At 38.2% G+C, this 16,172-nt stretch carries 12 protein-coding genes and 2 pseudogenes; all 14 read left to right on the forward strand.

Annotation, left to right across the window (positions count from 1 at the left end):
- Positions 1-311 precede the first annotated feature (311 nt).
- The 14 genes and pseudogenes from B5G33_RS16860 to B5G33_RS16920 all read left to right on the forward strand — a co-directional run bounded on the left by B5G33_RS16860 (position 312) and on the right by B5G33_RS16920 (position 15,963).
- Positions 312-506, forward strand: a complete 195-nt coding sequence (locus tag B5G33_RS16860) for a hypothetical protein (protein ID WP_058692537.1) — start codon at positions 312-314, stop codon at positions 504-506.
- Between the two features lie 104 nt (positions 507-610).
- The gene (locus tag B5G33_RS16865) at positions 611-1,831 is read left to right on the forward strand and encodes a tyrosine-type recombinase/integrase (RefSeq protein WP_087418458.1); all 1,221 of its coding nucleotides are present in this window, start codon (positions 611-613) and stop codon (positions 1,829-1,831) included.
- A gap of 284 nt (positions 1,832-2,115) precedes the next feature.
- Positions 2,116-2,559 (forward strand): annotated as a pseudogene (locus tag B5G33_RS22650) (Hsp20/alpha crystallin family protein).
- 221 nt (positions 2,560-2,780) lie between these two features.
- Positions 2,781-3,212: a hypothetical protein gene (locus B5G33_RS16880; protein WP_087418460.1), complete on the forward strand. Its 432-nt coding sequence runs from the start codon at positions 2,781-2,783 to the stop codon at positions 3,210-3,212.
- Between the two features lie 320 nt (positions 3,213-3,532).
- Entirely contained in the window at positions 3,533-3,676 is a 144-nt protein-coding gene (locus B5G33_RS21430) for a hypothetical protein (RefSeq protein WP_158229641.1), read from the forward strand.
- Positions 3,677-3,867: 191 nt separating this feature from the next.
- Positions 3,868-5,586: an ATP-binding protein gene (locus B5G33_RS16885; RefSeq protein ID WP_087418461.1), complete on the forward strand. Its 1,719-nt coding sequence runs from the start codon at positions 3,868-3,870 to the stop codon at positions 5,584-5,586.
- Positions 5,587-6,293: 707 nt separating this feature from the next.
- Positions 6,294-6,522, forward strand: a pseudogene (locus tag B5G33_RS16890) (ATP-binding protein).
- 433 nt (positions 6,523-6,955) lie between these two features.
- Positions 6,956-8,569, forward strand: coding sequence for an IS21 family transposase (istA, locus tag B5G33_RS16895; protein ID WP_087418462.1), 1,614 nt, complete (start codon positions 6,956-6,958; stop codon positions 8,567-8,569).
- Entirely contained in the window at positions 8,559-9,296 is a 738-nt protein-coding gene (locus tag B5G33_RS16900) for an ATP-binding protein (RefSeq protein WP_087418463.1), read from the forward strand. Before istA ends, B5G33_RS16900 begins: the two co-directional genes overlap by 11 nt.
- 938 nt (positions 9,297-10,234) lie before the next feature.
- Positions 10,235-10,714, forward strand: a complete 480-nt coding sequence (locus tag B5G33_RS16905) for a hypothetical protein (RefSeq protein WP_087418464.1) — start codon at positions 10,235-10,237, stop codon at positions 10,712-10,714.
- A 15-nt stretch (positions 10,715-10,729) separates the two neighbouring features.
- A complete protein-coding gene (locus B5G33_RS21435; RefSeq protein WP_158229642.1) occupies positions 10,730-10,897 on the forward strand; it encodes a hypothetical protein in 168 nt (55 codons plus the stop codon).
- A 55-nt stretch (positions 10,898-10,952) separates the two neighbouring features.
- A complete protein-coding gene (locus B5G33_RS16910; RefSeq protein WP_087418465.1) occupies positions 10,953-12,134 on the forward strand; it encodes a hypothetical protein in 1,182 nt (393 codons plus the stop codon).
- Between the two features lie 425 nt (positions 12,135-12,559).
- Entirely contained in the window at positions 12,560-13,684 is a 1,125-nt protein-coding gene (gene iteA, locus B5G33_RS16915) for an anti-phage ATPase IteA (RefSeq protein ID WP_242974743.1), read from the forward strand.
- Between the two features lie 2 nt (positions 13,685-13,686).
- A complete protein-coding gene (locus B5G33_RS16920; protein WP_087418466.1) occupies positions 13,687-15,963 on the forward strand; it encodes a S8 family peptidase in 2,277 nt (758 codons plus the stop codon).
- The last annotated feature ends 209 nt before the right edge of the window (positions 15,964-16,172 follow it).

Genomic DNA, 16,172 nt, shown 5'->3' on the forward strand with positions numbered 1-16,172 from the left:
GGTCTTTGAAAACTGAATAAAGCAGACAGATACGTTTGTGATATAGCGAGCCACGGGGACTGTACGCCATGACCTTTCCAAAAGAGAGCGAGCGATCCACGCAGTGATCCGAGAGCGACCTTTGGAAAAGTCGCCCCGCCATGACCTGTATTCACAGGATAATGATACGTCCCAGAGGTGGTTTTGCTCATAGGAATGAGATTGGTTGAGATACCAGCGGAGCTTTTCCAGAGCCGTCTGTCTGCTTCCAAAAATACAGGAAAGGGGGTGTTGCAAAATAAGTGATACTGATATGCTTATTTTGCTGATATATGAACAAGACAAAAGAGCGAAAAACCAGCCAGCCGATTACTGTTGATATAGAGGGGCTTTCTGCTATGCTCTCATGCGGTCATGCTACGGCAAGGAAAATCGGTGAGCAGGCAGAAGCAAAAATTGTCATAGGTCGCAGGGTTCTTTACTCCGTGGAAAGGGTCAAAAAATATCTGCTTTACCTTGCAGAATAGTACAGTATTCTATTTATGTTCTTGCGGAAATATGGTATAATTACTTATAGGCAAACCACGCTGTGAGAACATGAAAAGAGGGCTACAAGAAAGGAATGGTTCTCATGGCAGTTAGCAGAAAAGACCCGAAAGGGAGAAAATTAAGAGAGGGCGAAAGCTGGCGTAATGACGGCAGATACAGTTATCGTTTTACAGATATAAGGACAGGAAAACGTCGTACAATCTACGCACAGGATTTACCAGAGCTTAGAGAGAAAGAAAAAAAGATTGCAAAGGATATGGACGATAACATTCTGACAGACAGTGCAATCAAGAAAATGACGTTAAACACCTTGTTCGAGCGATACATGGCGACCCGTGAACTGAAAGAGCCTACACGAGTGAATTACATTCGTGTATGGAATAATCGGGTGAAAGATGAAATCGGCAACATTAAAGTTGTCCAGATGTTACCCTCTCACATTAAAGCCTACTATTCAAAATTGTCCAAAGCTGGATATGCTCATTCTACTATCAAGTATATTAACAACATGATTTTTCCTGCGTTGGAAATGGCGGTTGATGATGATATTATCCGTAAAAATCCAGCAAAAGGTTCTATCAGTGATTATGGCAGACCAGCAGAGGAACGTGTGGCGTTAACAATCTCACAACAGGAAAAGCTCATTGATTTTGTGAAGCAGAGCAATGTCTACAATACCTATTATCCTATGCTTACGATTATGATAGGCACAGGGTTAAGGTGTGGAGAGCTGATCGGTCTTACATGGAAAGACGTGGACACGAGAGCAAGACGCTTGAATGTAGACCACCAGCTTATTTACAAGAATTATGGAGACGGCTGTCGCTTCCATATTTCTACTCCAAAGACAGACTCTGGTATTCGTGTGATACCTATGACGCAGGAAGTACAGAAAGCATTTGAAGAACAGAGGAAAATCAACTTCATGCTGGCGAAAGATAAGTCTTTTGAGGCGGACGGATATTCTGGTTTTGTTTTCACTGCTAAATCCGGCAGACCGCTTATGCCTTATGGTGTAAACAGTGTATTGTATAACATTGTGGACGCTTATAACAAAGCGGAAGTCCAAAAAGCAAAGAAAGAACACAGGAAAGCAGAACTGCTTCCAAAGGTTTCCGCTCATGTTATGCGACACACAGCCTGCACGAGAATGGCAGAGTGCCGTATGGACATTAAGGTATTGCAGTACATTATGGGACACGCTCATTTTGATGTGACTATGGAAGTGTATAACCACTTGGGCGACAGGGCAAGGATTGAAAACGAGATAGCAAAGCTGGATAGTATGGCAGTGAACTTCTGACACCAGAAAAGAAAAAATTGGTGTCAAATTGGTGTCAAACCTAAGAAAAATGACAATTTCAAGAGTGGAAAATACTTGCAAACCATTGATTTTACTGGGTTTGCAAAAAAATAAAAAAATTATTAGCACTCAGGGGTTGACAGTGCTAATAATATGTGTTATATTACAACTAGAACAAAGGAAGAGAGATAAAAAAGAGAGCTTCCGGAGTTTAGAAAACTACACTGAGGTTTTCCGAAGTGCTGATATATATTTTATATGTCTGTTGAAAGGAGATATGACTTATGTTAATGCCTAGTATTTTTGGAGAAAACTTATTTGATGATTGGATGGATGATTTTGATAAAGCTTTCTGGGGAAAAAGGAATCCATTGTATGGTAAGAATGCTAAGAACATGATGAAGACAGATGTTCGGGAACATGATAAAGGATAAGAACTGGATGTGGATCTTCCGGGATTTAAGAAAGATGAGATTCATATCGGTCTGGAAAATGGATATCTGACGATTTCAGCCTCTAAGGGTCTGGATAAAGACGAGGAAGATAAGAAAGGTAAATATATCCGGAAAGAACGTTACGCCGGAGCTATGCAGAGAAGCTTTTATGTAGGAGACGGCATCACCCAGGAGGATGTGAAGGCAAAATATGAAGATGGCATCCTGAGGATCAGCATTCCTAAAAAGGACGCAAAAGCTGTGGAGGAGAAAAAGACAATCGCTATTGAGTGATAATCCTTCCCGAATAAGTATAAAATAAAGAGCGGAGCTGCTACATTAAGCAAAATCGGAAATATTTCTGATACATGTTTAATGGGGCAGTTCCCTTTTTTACTTTAAATTTAATTATTCATTTTAAGGTTATCTTATATACAGAGAAAATTAGTGGTTTACCCTATAGGAATAAGATATAATAGGAAAAAGAAATGAAAAGCTGAAAGGAAATCCTGACAATGAAAGGTAAAGATAATTTATCAGATGGCGAAAAGACGGGAACCGGAAGAAAAGCAGTGGAAAGGCAGACAGAGCTTGGAATGATTAAAGTAGATATGGAGTATCCCTATCCTTGTGTGCCGCCGCCGGAAATCAGAGAAGAAAAAGACGGAAAACTTTTAATTATCACTGCTTCTCATACGTTCCGGATCAGAAACGGAAAAATGGAAATTTCACCTGTTTTTTATCAAAGCTGCATGCATCCGGAAAAAATCCATATTGATCCGGTACAGATCAGAATTGACGGAGAGGAAATCTGTTTTCAGGTGCGAAATCAGCAGTGGACAATCCATAGATCAGAAGCGTCTTTGGTGGAAATCCTGCCCTGGGAAGCGAAAATCAAAAAGAAAAGCTGTATCCCATGTACGAACTGCGGAAGATGCAGCTGGTAAGGGGGAGAAGCTGCTGGATAAATGGGAGCTACAGCTAACTAGGTGTGGAAAAACAGGCCAAGCTATAAATCAAACATATTTACGGAATAAGTAAAGCGGATCGGTAAGTAAGTGGTAACATTGGCGGCATTATTTTTACTTATCTATAAGAAAAAAATCCACCTGAAATTCGGAAAAATATAAGAATATTGGCTGGCTATGATTGTATAAGACTCTTTCGTAAGATAAAAAGGTAGAAATAAGTATTTCATTTAATGGGGCCCTACAAACATGAAAAAATTAGTACTCACCTCTTGCCGTGTGGCGGGTGGTTTTGTCCTGTGTCGTCAGAGTCCGTGGAGCCTTATTTTACAAGGTTTCTGCGGGCTCTGTCTTTTTGTCTGGGAGTGTCAAAAATCATCAATTTTAAAGAAAATGGTGTAGTAAATGGTGTAGTGCGAGAGAAAGAAATCCTGAAAAATTAAAGTTGAATTGAAGCTGACTTGAAATAGAAATATTTGTTGGCGTAAGACAGTAGTTCTGATAAAATTAAATGTAGGATTATGCTTTGCAGGTGATTTCTTTATGAGATACAGAAAAGATAAGTGAATTATAAAGTATTGCTATTGAGGGAAAAAGATAAAGAGTTAGTAATCATAGAAGGGGAGATGTAAAGATGGATTTGTGGCTGGAAAGCAAACCTAGTAATTCTGAACTTTGTACAGTTCTTGATAGACTTATAAAGAATTGGGAAACAGAAGTGGTAGAGTTTAAAGAAGCAGGAAAAGATTATGATAAAAATAAAATCGGACAGTATTTTTCGGCAATTAGTAATGAAGCCAATCTTAAAAGTTTGCAGCATGGTTGGCTGGTGTTCGGAGTAAGAAATAAGGATAAGGCAATTGTTGGATCGGAATACAGGATCAGTAAGGGGTTAGATGCTTTAAAACAGGAAATATCAATAGGAACTACTGGAGGAATTTCTTTTATTGAAATATATGAAGTTTTTCCGATTGTCAAGGGGGAGAAGAAACGGGTTATATTATTTCAAATTCCTGCAGCTACTACAGCCACGCCGACTGGATGGTACGATCACTTTTATGGACGAAATGGGGAATCATTAGGCGCCTTGTCGGTTGAAGAAATAGACCGAATCCGTGGACAGGAAAAAAAGGACTGGTCTAAGCAGACGATTCCTAAAGCAAAACTTGAACATTTAAATAAACAAGCCATTCTTCTTGCTAGAGAGAATTATAAGAAGAAAATGAATAAATCCTATATAAGTGAAGAAGTCGATAGGATGACAGATGAGCAGTTTTTAACAAAGTTGAAATTAATAATTAACGGTAAAATTACTAATGCTGCGATGTTACTTCTAGGGAATGAAGATTATGATTATCTGTTTAAAACTGTTCCTGAAGCTTCATGGAGAGTATTTGATTCCAGAAATGAGGTAAGTGATTATGAGATTTTTAAAATCCCATATATTACTTTAAGTGAAAGACTTTTCGGCAAGATCAGGAACCTGACATATAGATATATGCCAAATCAACTTACCTTATTTCCAACGGAGACAAAACAGTATGATATGTGGATCCTTAGAGAATTACTGAACAACTGTATCGCTCATTCAGAATATACTTACGGAGGGAGAATATATCTAAATGAATATGAAGATAAAATAATTCTGACTAATCCTGGTTCTTTTTTACCTGGAAAAATTGAACCAATTTTGGATCCGGCGTATAACCCACCTTTTTATAGAAACCAATTGTTGGCAGAGACAATGGTAAAGCTCAATATGATAGATTCTCAATCAACTGGCATCAGAAGGGTGTTTCGGATTCAAAAGGAACGGTATTTTCCGCTTCCCGATTATGATTTATCTAATAAACAGCAGGTAAGGGTTCGTGTATATGGGAAAATACTTGATGAAAATTATTCACAAATATTATTTAAAAATCCTGATTTTGATTTAGAAACAGTGTTTTTGATCGACTGTGTGCAAAAAGGAATTAAGATTGACAAGTCGGCGGTAAAACATTTGAGAAAATTAAAGGTTATAGAAGGGAAAATGCCCAATATTTTTCTTTCAGCTACTATTTCAGAGACAATTGGCGAAAAAACCCAGTATGTAAAAAATAAGGCATTTGATGATAAGTATTACAAGGATTTAATAGTAAAATATCTTGAACAATATGGGAAGGCAAAAAAAAGAGATATCAGGACACTACTTTGGGATAAACTTCCGGAAGTAATGGAAGATAAACAAAAGGAAGATAAAATACGAAATTTACTTTCTTCTATGCGTAGAAAAAATATTATTACTACGGATTCAAGTAATAAGCAGGTTTCTTCTTGGATTTTAGTATCAAAATTTAAACAAGAAAAATAAGATTTACACAAGCATTTACACAAGTAATGCTGAAAAAAGCTTATAAAATCGAGGAAATTTGCTTGTGTAATTGAGAAGTTTAGGAATTATTTAAACAAGAAATTAAAACAGGAGGCATAAAAATGTGAACAAGTAGTATTATGGTGTTTGAGAAAAAATTATCATATACAGCTACAATTGGATGAAATGTTTGAGAAGTCGAATTATTGTGATTACAAGTATTTGGTCAGAGCGAAATTTATCCCAAGATAAGATGAAAAACACCGCTTTATCTGAAAGGCAACTAAACAGGGCAGAGATCATTGTTTTTGTGAAGCAGAGCAATGTCTAAAATACCTATTATCTTATGTTTACGATTATGATCAATATAGGATTAGGGTGTGGAGAGCGGATGGGTCTCATATATATTAATGATAGAATCAGACCATTAAATAATAAAGAAAACTCAAGATTGTGCTGATGTTTTTCACAATTTGATTCGTATTGAACGGGAATAAGAGGATATCAATTTATAAAAAAGCACTGTTTTTTTGCCGTGTGGTTTTGTCCTGTGGTGTCAGAGCCCGTGGAGCCTTATTTTACAAGGTTTCTTCGGGTTCTGACTTTTTGTCTGGGAGCGTCAAATGGTGTGGTTTTTTACGGAAATGGTGTAGTGAAATGACCATGGGAGGGTGGAAATCACCTCTCCTGGTGGTATTATGCCCAGCATGACGCTGGACATAATAAAAGAGGGATATTCTAAGATACAAAATAGCGTGCTTGCGCATGCATTCTCCTATATGAATTTGATTGAGGGGCAGCGGCATTCCGAAGCTGATGGAAGCCATGAGAAAATATGGACTGCGTGAGCCGGAGTTCCGTGATATCGAGAATGGATTTCGCATCAACCTCTATCGCAATACAGAGGATGTGCTGGGATACCGCCTAAGGTGCTGAAAAAACTACCCAAGTTAGGCTGACGAAAGAAGATAAGGCTGCATTAGCGACAATCAAATCTAAAAGTTTTTAAAAGCTGATGAACATGTTTATTAGAACAATAGCTAACTTGAAATTTTAAATTCCAGTGCAGAGTTAAATTCCACGTTTTAAAAAAATGGTGTAAAAATGGTGTAGTAAGTCATTTTTGAAGCAAATTAAAAAGTTGTAAATGCTCAGAAAGCCCGTAAAATCAAGCTTTTTTCAGGCTTTCTAAAAAAATCTTAAAAAAATTAGTGCAGATTGCCAGCCAAAACGGCCACCTGTGCCATATTCGGCGGCCACTCTGTGACTTAAATGGCGGCCAGCCAGGGACACATTAAACGGCCAAAATTCCAGTTATAATATAAGCATCTCCTGCTCAAGGGGAAATATCATAACTGGAGGTTCAATTATGGACTACAAAAAAGTACTTAGGCTTCACTTTATGAATCATCTCAGCAGCCGCGAAATCGCCGAAAGCTGCGGCGACTGCAGCAAAACAACTGTCAACGAGTTCCTGAAGCGGTTCAGAGAGAATCCGGAACTCTCATACCCTTTACCGGCAGATGTCACGAATGAATACATCGGAAACATGCTTTATAAAAAGCCTGGTGTATCGGCGGATCAGCTCCTTTACCGGGATTTCAACAAGGAAGCTGTCTATAAGGCTCTGGCCCGCAAAGGAGAAACCCTGAAGCATCTGTGGCAGAAATACAATGCTGTAGGTGTCGTAGATGGAAAGAAGCCAATGAGCTACCGCCAGTACTGCAGACGTTACAGCGAATGGGCGGATTCCAAACAGCTGACCTTCCACATCCAGCGTTATCCCGGCGTCAATCTCGAACTGGATTATGCGGGAAAACAGCTCTATCTGCATAGCCGCCGGAACCCGGAAGAGACCACAAAGGTAACCATTTTTATCGCAGCCCTCACCTACAGTGATTACTTTTACGCTGAGGGAATGACCGAATGTGATATCCGGAACTGGATCCGGGTCAACAATAATGCGCTGGCCTATTTTGGCGGCGTGACGCCGACAGTCACCCCGGATAATTGTAAAGTAGCAGTTGCCCGGAACAAGGACTGGATCAGCCCTGTCCTGAATAAAGATTTCCAGGCATGGGCAGAGCATAACAATACGGTATTAACCCCGGCCAAAGTAAAATCACCCCGCTGGAAACCAGTCGTGGAAGGCCACGTAAAGATCATTACCATGCACATCCTCGTGGACATGGAGGATATGGTCTTTTATTCGCTGGATGATTTAAACCGTGTCCTGATGGAAAGGGTGGATGCTGAGAACCGGAAGCCCTTTGATGGCCTCACCTATTCCCGGTACGATCTCTTTACAACAGAAGAGAAGGAGTCTCTCCTGCCACTTCCGCCCAGCCGATTCGAATACCTTGAACGAAAGACTGTTAAAGTAGCACAGGATTTCTCCTTCACCTTCGACAAGGTCCATTATAGCATGCCGCGGAAATATCTGCGACAGGAACTTGAGATCCGGGCAGGGGAAAAAGAGATCTATGTCTATAATAAACACGGAGATCTCATTCGGACGCATAAGCGCAGCTACACGCCGAAAGACTGGGTGATCATCCCCTCGGATATGCCCGCCGAATACAAAGACTATGGCTATTGGACAGTCCCTTATTTCCAGCAGAAAGCATCTGCTATCGGCCCCAGAACCCGGGCTTTGATCGATACAGTCATTCAGAAATATGCCTATCCGGTACAGTCATTCCGAAGCTGCTTTGGTATTTTGCGATATGCGGAAAAGTACTCACCGGAAGCTCTCGAACGCTGCTGTAAAGACGCTGTCTTGGCTGGGAGATGCAACTACTCTTATATCTGTAACACAATCTCAACCTACCATAAGGAGCCAGCGCAGAATACGGTACCACAGAGCAAAACTAAAGAAGAGGCTGCTGCGGCCGTTTCCGGCGCCTACAAAGATGATGACAGCAAGTATTCCCTTAAAAACCTGCTGAAGCGTCAGGAAACGGAGGCCGGCAATGAAGAATGAGACTACCGATATCTATGAGATGTTGGACACACTATCCCTGCCGGTGGCTGCCCAGCGCTTTGTGGAGCTGTCTGAAAGCCCCGAATTGGGCAGCTATACCGCTTTGCAGTTCATCCGTGAAGTCCTGGAGCCTCAATACATAGAAACCCTCAATAAGCGGTTTGAAACCAATCTGCGACTCAGCAGCCTGATCAACAAAGGAGCGGTAGCCGAGAACCTGAAAACCGGTAACGGACGCATTTATAATGATGCCACTGTTGAACAGGTCCTGACATTCCACTTTGCTGAAAACCGGCAGAATGTGGGAGTCTATGGAGTCACCGGTGCTGGTAAGTCCTATTTCCTGTCTGCCTGTTGTGTAGAAGCGTGCAGGCGTAATTACCGTTGTAAGTTTGTAGACTATAGCGATCTGTTGGACGAACTGATCGTCCTCAACCGGCAGGAAGACCTGAACAAGTACCGTAAGAGGATCCGGTACTATGCGCGGATCCAGCTGCTGTTCATTGATGACTTTGCTATCAGCCGGTATTCCGAGGAAGGGATCAAGATCCTATACCATCTCATAAAACTTCGGGATGACCTTGGAACCTCCACCCTCTTCACCTGTCAGTATTCACCAGATGAGTGGGGAAACCAGCTGAGTGACGAGAAGGAGTGCTACGGCAAACTTGACGGAATACGGCGCAGGCTGACTACAGGCTTTACCGTACTGATTGAGAAGGCATAGCCTTCTGGAACAACAATCACTACAGGCTAGCAGGGTGGAGTCCCTCTCTGCCCTGCACCCCTGTACCACTCTCTAAAACTGGCCGTTTAATATGGCCCTGTCTGGCCGGGAAATGCGGCCCTGCTGGCCGCGGAAAATGGCTATTTGCAATTAGCACTCATCTCTTGGCTCGTTTGGGGTGGTTTTGTCCTGTGGTGTCAGAGCCCGTAAAGCCTTATTTTACAAGGTTTTTGCGGGTTCTTACTTTTTGTCTGAGAGCGTCAAAATTCGTCATTTTTTGCTAAAATGGTGTAGTAAATGGTGTAGTAAAATGGGCAGTAATAAGCATGGAAACCTAAATCAATCAGATATTGATAAAATCCAAAAGTAAATGATTTCAGTTTACAGGATGTAAAAGATCCACTGTCAGCGTTCAGCCGTTTGATTACCCAAACGATAAGAAAGTGTTGTAGGGTATCTTTGATACCTTTTAGATGGAGTTTTCTATGCTACGTGACAGTGTCGAGTTGTAGGCAAAAGTCATTAGTAATTTAATCCATCTTATTAATTAAAGACATTCCGATGAATGGCAGGGTTATGATGTTTTTGGGGTATATATAAAATCTGATCAGTGTTTTTGCCGTTAACGCATGGGAAAATCTGCTGAGTTCTATATTCACATGAGGTGTCTCTGCTTGTGCCTGAAATTGTGGTAAATCAACTAAAAGGAAGAAAAGAAATTAAAATATTGGAAATTAAGACTTGCTGTTTAATATAATTTAATGTTGTATAGCCCTTAAGACGTCGATTTTGGCTGATATTATTTTGGTTACAAAATATCAATAATATTTTTACAAGTGATGGTAATAAAAGATATTGACACTTATGCGGCGTGGTGATATACTGAGCGTAGAAAGATTATCGGAACTGGTAATAAATATTATAGAAAGGAGACTAACATGCTAGTTTCAAAAAACATACAGATAGAATTTGCAGATTCCTCAATGAAGGCTATCGATGCTATTCATGATATTCGAGAAGGAGTAAGAAGTGCATCTTTAAATCTTTATTCTCGTCATGATGTACAAATCCAAACACCGATGATTTATGGTGAGGATAAGGTTGTAGTAGAGATGAAAATACCGGAAGATAGAGTTGAGTCATTCTCAATTGGGCCACATCTTAAGGGTGTAGCAAATTATTTGCTTAAGAGATGTAACGGACGTTATGACCAGTATGTAGTAGGAAAGAGATTGTTGGTATATACAGAAGTTGCAGCACCAAATGCGTCAGACAATCGATTCCCTATGGAAGATCGGTTAGAGGCAGTTGCTAAATTTGCAAAATTATTAGAAAGGTCAGATGAAGAGGCGATGGATGCCATCAGGCATATTTTGGTTATTTTGAATAATACAGAAGACAAGATTACAGGACTGTAGAAGGAGTGAGATAACATGAATGAAAGGACATATGAAAATTGGTCACAAAGTGCATCAGAGGTTGCAAAGAATTCTTCGCTTTCTATTTCCCTTGATGGATGGCCAGCAGCAGCTACTTTGATTTCAATACCAACAGCAGTTGTACTAGTCTATGCAATCAAGACATTTGCAGCGCATGCTTGATAAGATGTAGTAGCTAGAGGATGAAAATGGAAGATATGAAGAAGGAGGACTAAGCATGATTGATGATGTATTAAAAAGAGAGCTAATAGAACATAAAATATTCTCTGCATGGCAGTTTATGGAATACACTGAAAAAAATATAGCTACTGTAGAGTACTGTGCAAATACTATCGATAGTTTAATTAAGAAAATGACTATGAAGACTGTTCGTTGGCAACAGGATATTTCAGCGGATCTTGTGGATGACGTGACTGAGGAAGGGAAACCAGTAAAGCGATTATCTGTAACAACTGAAAATTCACCTACATATGAAGTAAGAGTAGCCGGTGAAAAGGTTGACCCTTGGTTTTTGTTTGATAAGCTTTTACGAGATTTTTTTCAGTACATCATGAATAGCTTTGATTCTATAAGTCAAATAATTAATGCAGGACTTCTTGCTAATCGAGGTAAAAAAGTAGATTCATGTGATATCCAAATGATGATCAAATGTTTTGACCAGCAAACATATAGCACATCATTTCCACAGATGCACACATGGCTAGATAATATAAGTAATTCGACAGAGTTCCGGTATATTGAAGCAATTAACAATAGAACTAAACATACAGCTGATATAGCAAATAAATTATCGATGGGTATTCTAGGAAGCCCTAATACAACACAAATTGGCTCATTTTTCCGTAAGGGTGAGTCGCATGAAAAAAAGGAACTAAATGACCAATTGCAAGCCTCATTCAAGTTTCTTAAGGATTCATGGAAAGATTTTCTGAATGTATTTAAAGCTGAGTATGTAAAGGATATTTATACAGAAAACAGACGACACAACATCACGGGGGTACGTCAACAAAAATTGAAAGATCGACCAGGTCAAGATTTATCCTATGCATATATTAGTGCTGAAACTACATTCGATGCTATGCCGGATGAAATCTATGTTCTTTTAGTAAATGATAATGGAGAGGATGTATTTGCGCATGAGAGCCCGTTTAACACGATTCTTGTAACTGGAGATACAAATATAAATGTCCTTGGTAGGTATATTTCTGATGAAGAAATCGGAGATGATTGCCTGCTTCATTATCGTAAGTATATCAAGGATAAAAATGTGCAGGGAACCTCATGTATGTTCTATGTTCAACGAGAAAAAGCTGTTTTTTATCATAAGAATCCTTATTTTAATGTGGAGTCAGTTTCTGATGATCAAGAATTTTTAATGAGAACATCTCTTCCATTTTAGAAAGAAGCCTCGCTACTGGAGTAAAATCCAGTGGTGGGGGAATGTAGTTGAATTTTGGATTGTTTAGAGTGGTTTTGTCCCACCGTATTAGAGCCATGAAGTCTTAGTTAGCAAGATTTTGATAAGGATAGTCGTAAAGAACAGTAAAAACAAGGCATTGCGGACAGCAACAGACAGGGATTTTGCTTAAATTGAATATTGGACAGGATAAGGGATGTTGTTTTATAGCAGTATCCCTTTTCTGTTGCCTCTGTATGCCTCTCAGCGGGCAGACCACTATAGAGGGATTTTGCCTATGCATTATTCGAAAACGTTCCTGGAATACAATATAAAGTACATGCATATTTGAATTCGTTCCGAAATTACTATCATTCGTTCTTTACATTTCTGTTTCGTTCCTTTATAATAAGATGGGAGGTGTAATAATGAAATATTCTATTGAAATTGGCAAGATTATAGAAGGTGCATTAAAGCACGATCAAACCAAAGTTATTAATTATACAAAACAATTAGTATCAAAATTGGAAAAGGATAATGATTCCCGCTCTGCAACTAAATTTCAGCGTTTATTATCTGCTCAAGCCGAGACAGCCTTGACTCCTATGAATACTTCTAATCCTATTTCTATTCCTGTAGATACTGAATCAAGGATGAACCTTGCTGATATTATTTACCCATATCAAAATGATATTGAGGTTATTCTCTCAAAACGGAATGAGGAAAAATTAGACTCATTTATTTTAAGTTATCAAAATGCTGATAAACTTAATTCTCTTGGAATAAATGTATCTAACTCACTGCTGTTATATGGACCGCCTGGATGTGGAAAAACTAAATGTGCCTACTTAATTGCTAAACAATTAAATTTGCCACTCGTTGTTGCTAGGTTAGATAGTTTAATTTCTTCATACCTCGGTACTACTGCTAAAAATATTCGTAGCCTGTTTGAGTTTGCACAAAAAATGCCTTGTGTATTATTTTTAGATGAATTTGACGCTATTGCCAAGGCTAGAGATGATAACAACGAGCTTGGAGAATTGAAACGCGTTGTTAATAGTCTTTTACAGAATATCGATACAATGAGCAAAGACAGCTTAATTTTAGCAGCTACCAATCATCAGCAGTTACTTGATCCTGCAATATGGAGAAGATTTGACTATAAATTGGAAATAGAATTGCCTGATAAAGACGCTATTGTAGAATTAGTCACTTTATTTTCCAATGGTATATACGAATTTAGCCAAAAGGAAATTTTAGAAATTTCAACTTTACTGGATGGACAAAGTGGTTCTGATATAGAAGAGATTATAACCAAATCCATAAGAAATTCTGTTATCCATAACTCTCCTTTTAGCGTATCTAGTATTTATGAAGAACTGTTTATTACCCAAAATATTATTCCTCAAAACTGTAATGATTCACGAGAATTATTAAAAATCAAGGCAAAATATTTACGAAACAAAGATTCAAAAGTTTTTAGTTTACAGACAATCGCTGACATCTTAGGTAGTTCAAAAACAACTATTCAAAAACTTGTGAAGGAGGTTTAATTATGAGCGAAAACAATCTACCAATAAAGTTAGTTCTTCCCAAAACAACAGATATTGTTCCGAATACTGGGGGCGGAAAAATAAAATTTTTTGGAGAAGTAACTCCGGAGTTGAAAAAAGAAATAACTAACAAATTTGAAACTTTGCTATCTTTTTATTCAGATGTTTTTAATGAGAATGAAGCAATTCCCGCTGTGGGGAAAATAACGGTAAAACCTGAAGCTATTGCAAAATCACATAAACCATCTGATCTGTGTAGGAATTGTCCAATTATCGGTAGCGAAGATTTAGATGAACTCTATATTAAGGTCAATAGAAAAAACATTCAGGAAACAATAGAGATGGTAAAAAACCCACCATCACAAAAATTTCAAGCCAACATGACCGCGATAGTTGATATTCAACCTATTACGCCAGAAGAAAAAATTTCACCAACACTCCAGTCTATTGCACAGGAAGATTTTAACTCTATTAAAAAAGTTATTAAACTTAAAGTCTTTGATTTTGATGATGACTTTGATAATGCACAAATTTGGGACTATGTGACACGAAAATTATGTTTACTCCATTTTGAAGATAAATATGAAATTATTTCATATGGTGATCAGATTAAATTTTTGAAAATGGAAGTTACTTCTTATGATGATATTATTAAACTGGCTTCTATTAACGGAGTAAAAACTGTTAGTTTTTTTCAAGAGTACTCTCTTCCTCTGAGTGATTTTTCGACGACTGAATTACAAACCTTATTGGATTCTGAGTACAGGGATAGCGATGTTACCATCGGAATTATTGATGGTGGAATAAGTGACGATAATCCATTTTTAAAGCCTTATGTTGTTGCACGTGAAGAATATGTAAATAAAGTTTATCAAAATCCACAACATGCCACATTTATTGCATCGACTATACAATATGGAAATGTTTTAAATAATATTTCTGCATCCACAGCTTACCGTTTTAAATTTGTAGATATTGTTGCCATTCCAAATAGTGATAAAGATTTTGGATTAACTGATTCCATTACAGAAGATGATCTGATGGAGATTATTGAAGAAGTAATGGAGAAATATTCGTCTACTACTAAAATATGGAATTTATCTCTAGGCATTGAAAATAAACCTTGTGATGGTTCAATGTCTGATTTAGGAGTGTTTTTAGATTATATTCAAGACACATACCATGTACAAGTCTTTGTTTCTAGTGGAAATGTAAATAGCCTGCCCCTTAGAAATTGGCCACCTCAAAAAGGTATTGGAGAGCATGACCGCCTTATATCACCAGCTGATTCTATTCGTGCTATAACAGTAGGTTCTGTTGCCTTATTTGATTCCGCAGATTCGATTGTTAAATTTAATGAGCCTTCACCTTTTAGCCGAAGAGGACCTGGCGCCAACTATATTGTTAAGCCTGACATTGTTGATTATGGTGGTAATTGTTCTACATCATACAAAATTGATGGTTTAGGAGTAAAAGGATTAGATTCTGGCGGAAAAATAGTTGAGGGTAATGGTACAAGTTATTCAACTCCTCGATCGTTACAGAAATATGCCTCTATATATGAAGAAATGATCGAGCCTGATTTACTCCTTGCTAAAGCAATGTTAATACATTCTGCCAGAATGAACTCTCGTGAGTTGTTGGATGAACATCCTGACAATATTAAATATTATGGATTTGGGATTCCTTCTGCTGATACACAAGATATTTTACAATGCAGTAAAGATTGCGTAACGCTTGTTTTCAAACAAAAAATATCTCAGGGTTCACATCTGGAAATGTATGATTTCCCATATCCAAAGTCTCTTATCAAAAACAACAAATATATTGGTGAAATAGGAATGACCCTTGCCTACTTACCGCCTCTTGACCCGAAATATGGTCGTGAATATTGTAGAACTAATATTGATGTTAGTTTTGGAACATATTCATACATAGATGGCGGAAAAACTGATTATAAAGGACAAGTTCCTCTTGAAACAAAGTGGGATGAAAAATTTGAAGCAGCGCGAGTAGAACACGGGTTTAAATGGAGTCCTATAAAATCCTATTACAGAAAACTAAGCAGAGGAATACGCCTAGAGGACGGATGGAAACTTAGAGTTGACTTAACTCCACGAAATGGGCTGTATGTACCATCGCAAGAATTTGTTTTAATTATTACCATAAAAGATTCAAATGGTAATGATATTTATTCAGAGATAACTAATGGATTAAGAGAAAGAGGTTATGCAACTAATAATATCGAAACGAAATATCAGGTTCGTCAAAGACAATAGAATATTCATTAGAATCGCAGACCGTAGATAAAGGCCCCGGCTTGATCCGGGGCTTTTCCTCTGTAGTTATCCTGATTCCATTTATCTTTCATCTTTTTGAAAAAATAAAGTACACGGTAAATAGCAGGTATTGCGGTACCTACTATTTACCGTGTATAAAGTATATAATATAGCATTCAGTTATATAGAAAAATAATGGTTATTATGAT

The organism is Blautia sp. An81 (assembly GCF_002161285.1).
GTDB classification, from domain to species: Bacteria; Bacillota; Clostridia; order Lachnospirales; family Lachnospiraceae; genus Blautia; species Blautia ornithocaccae.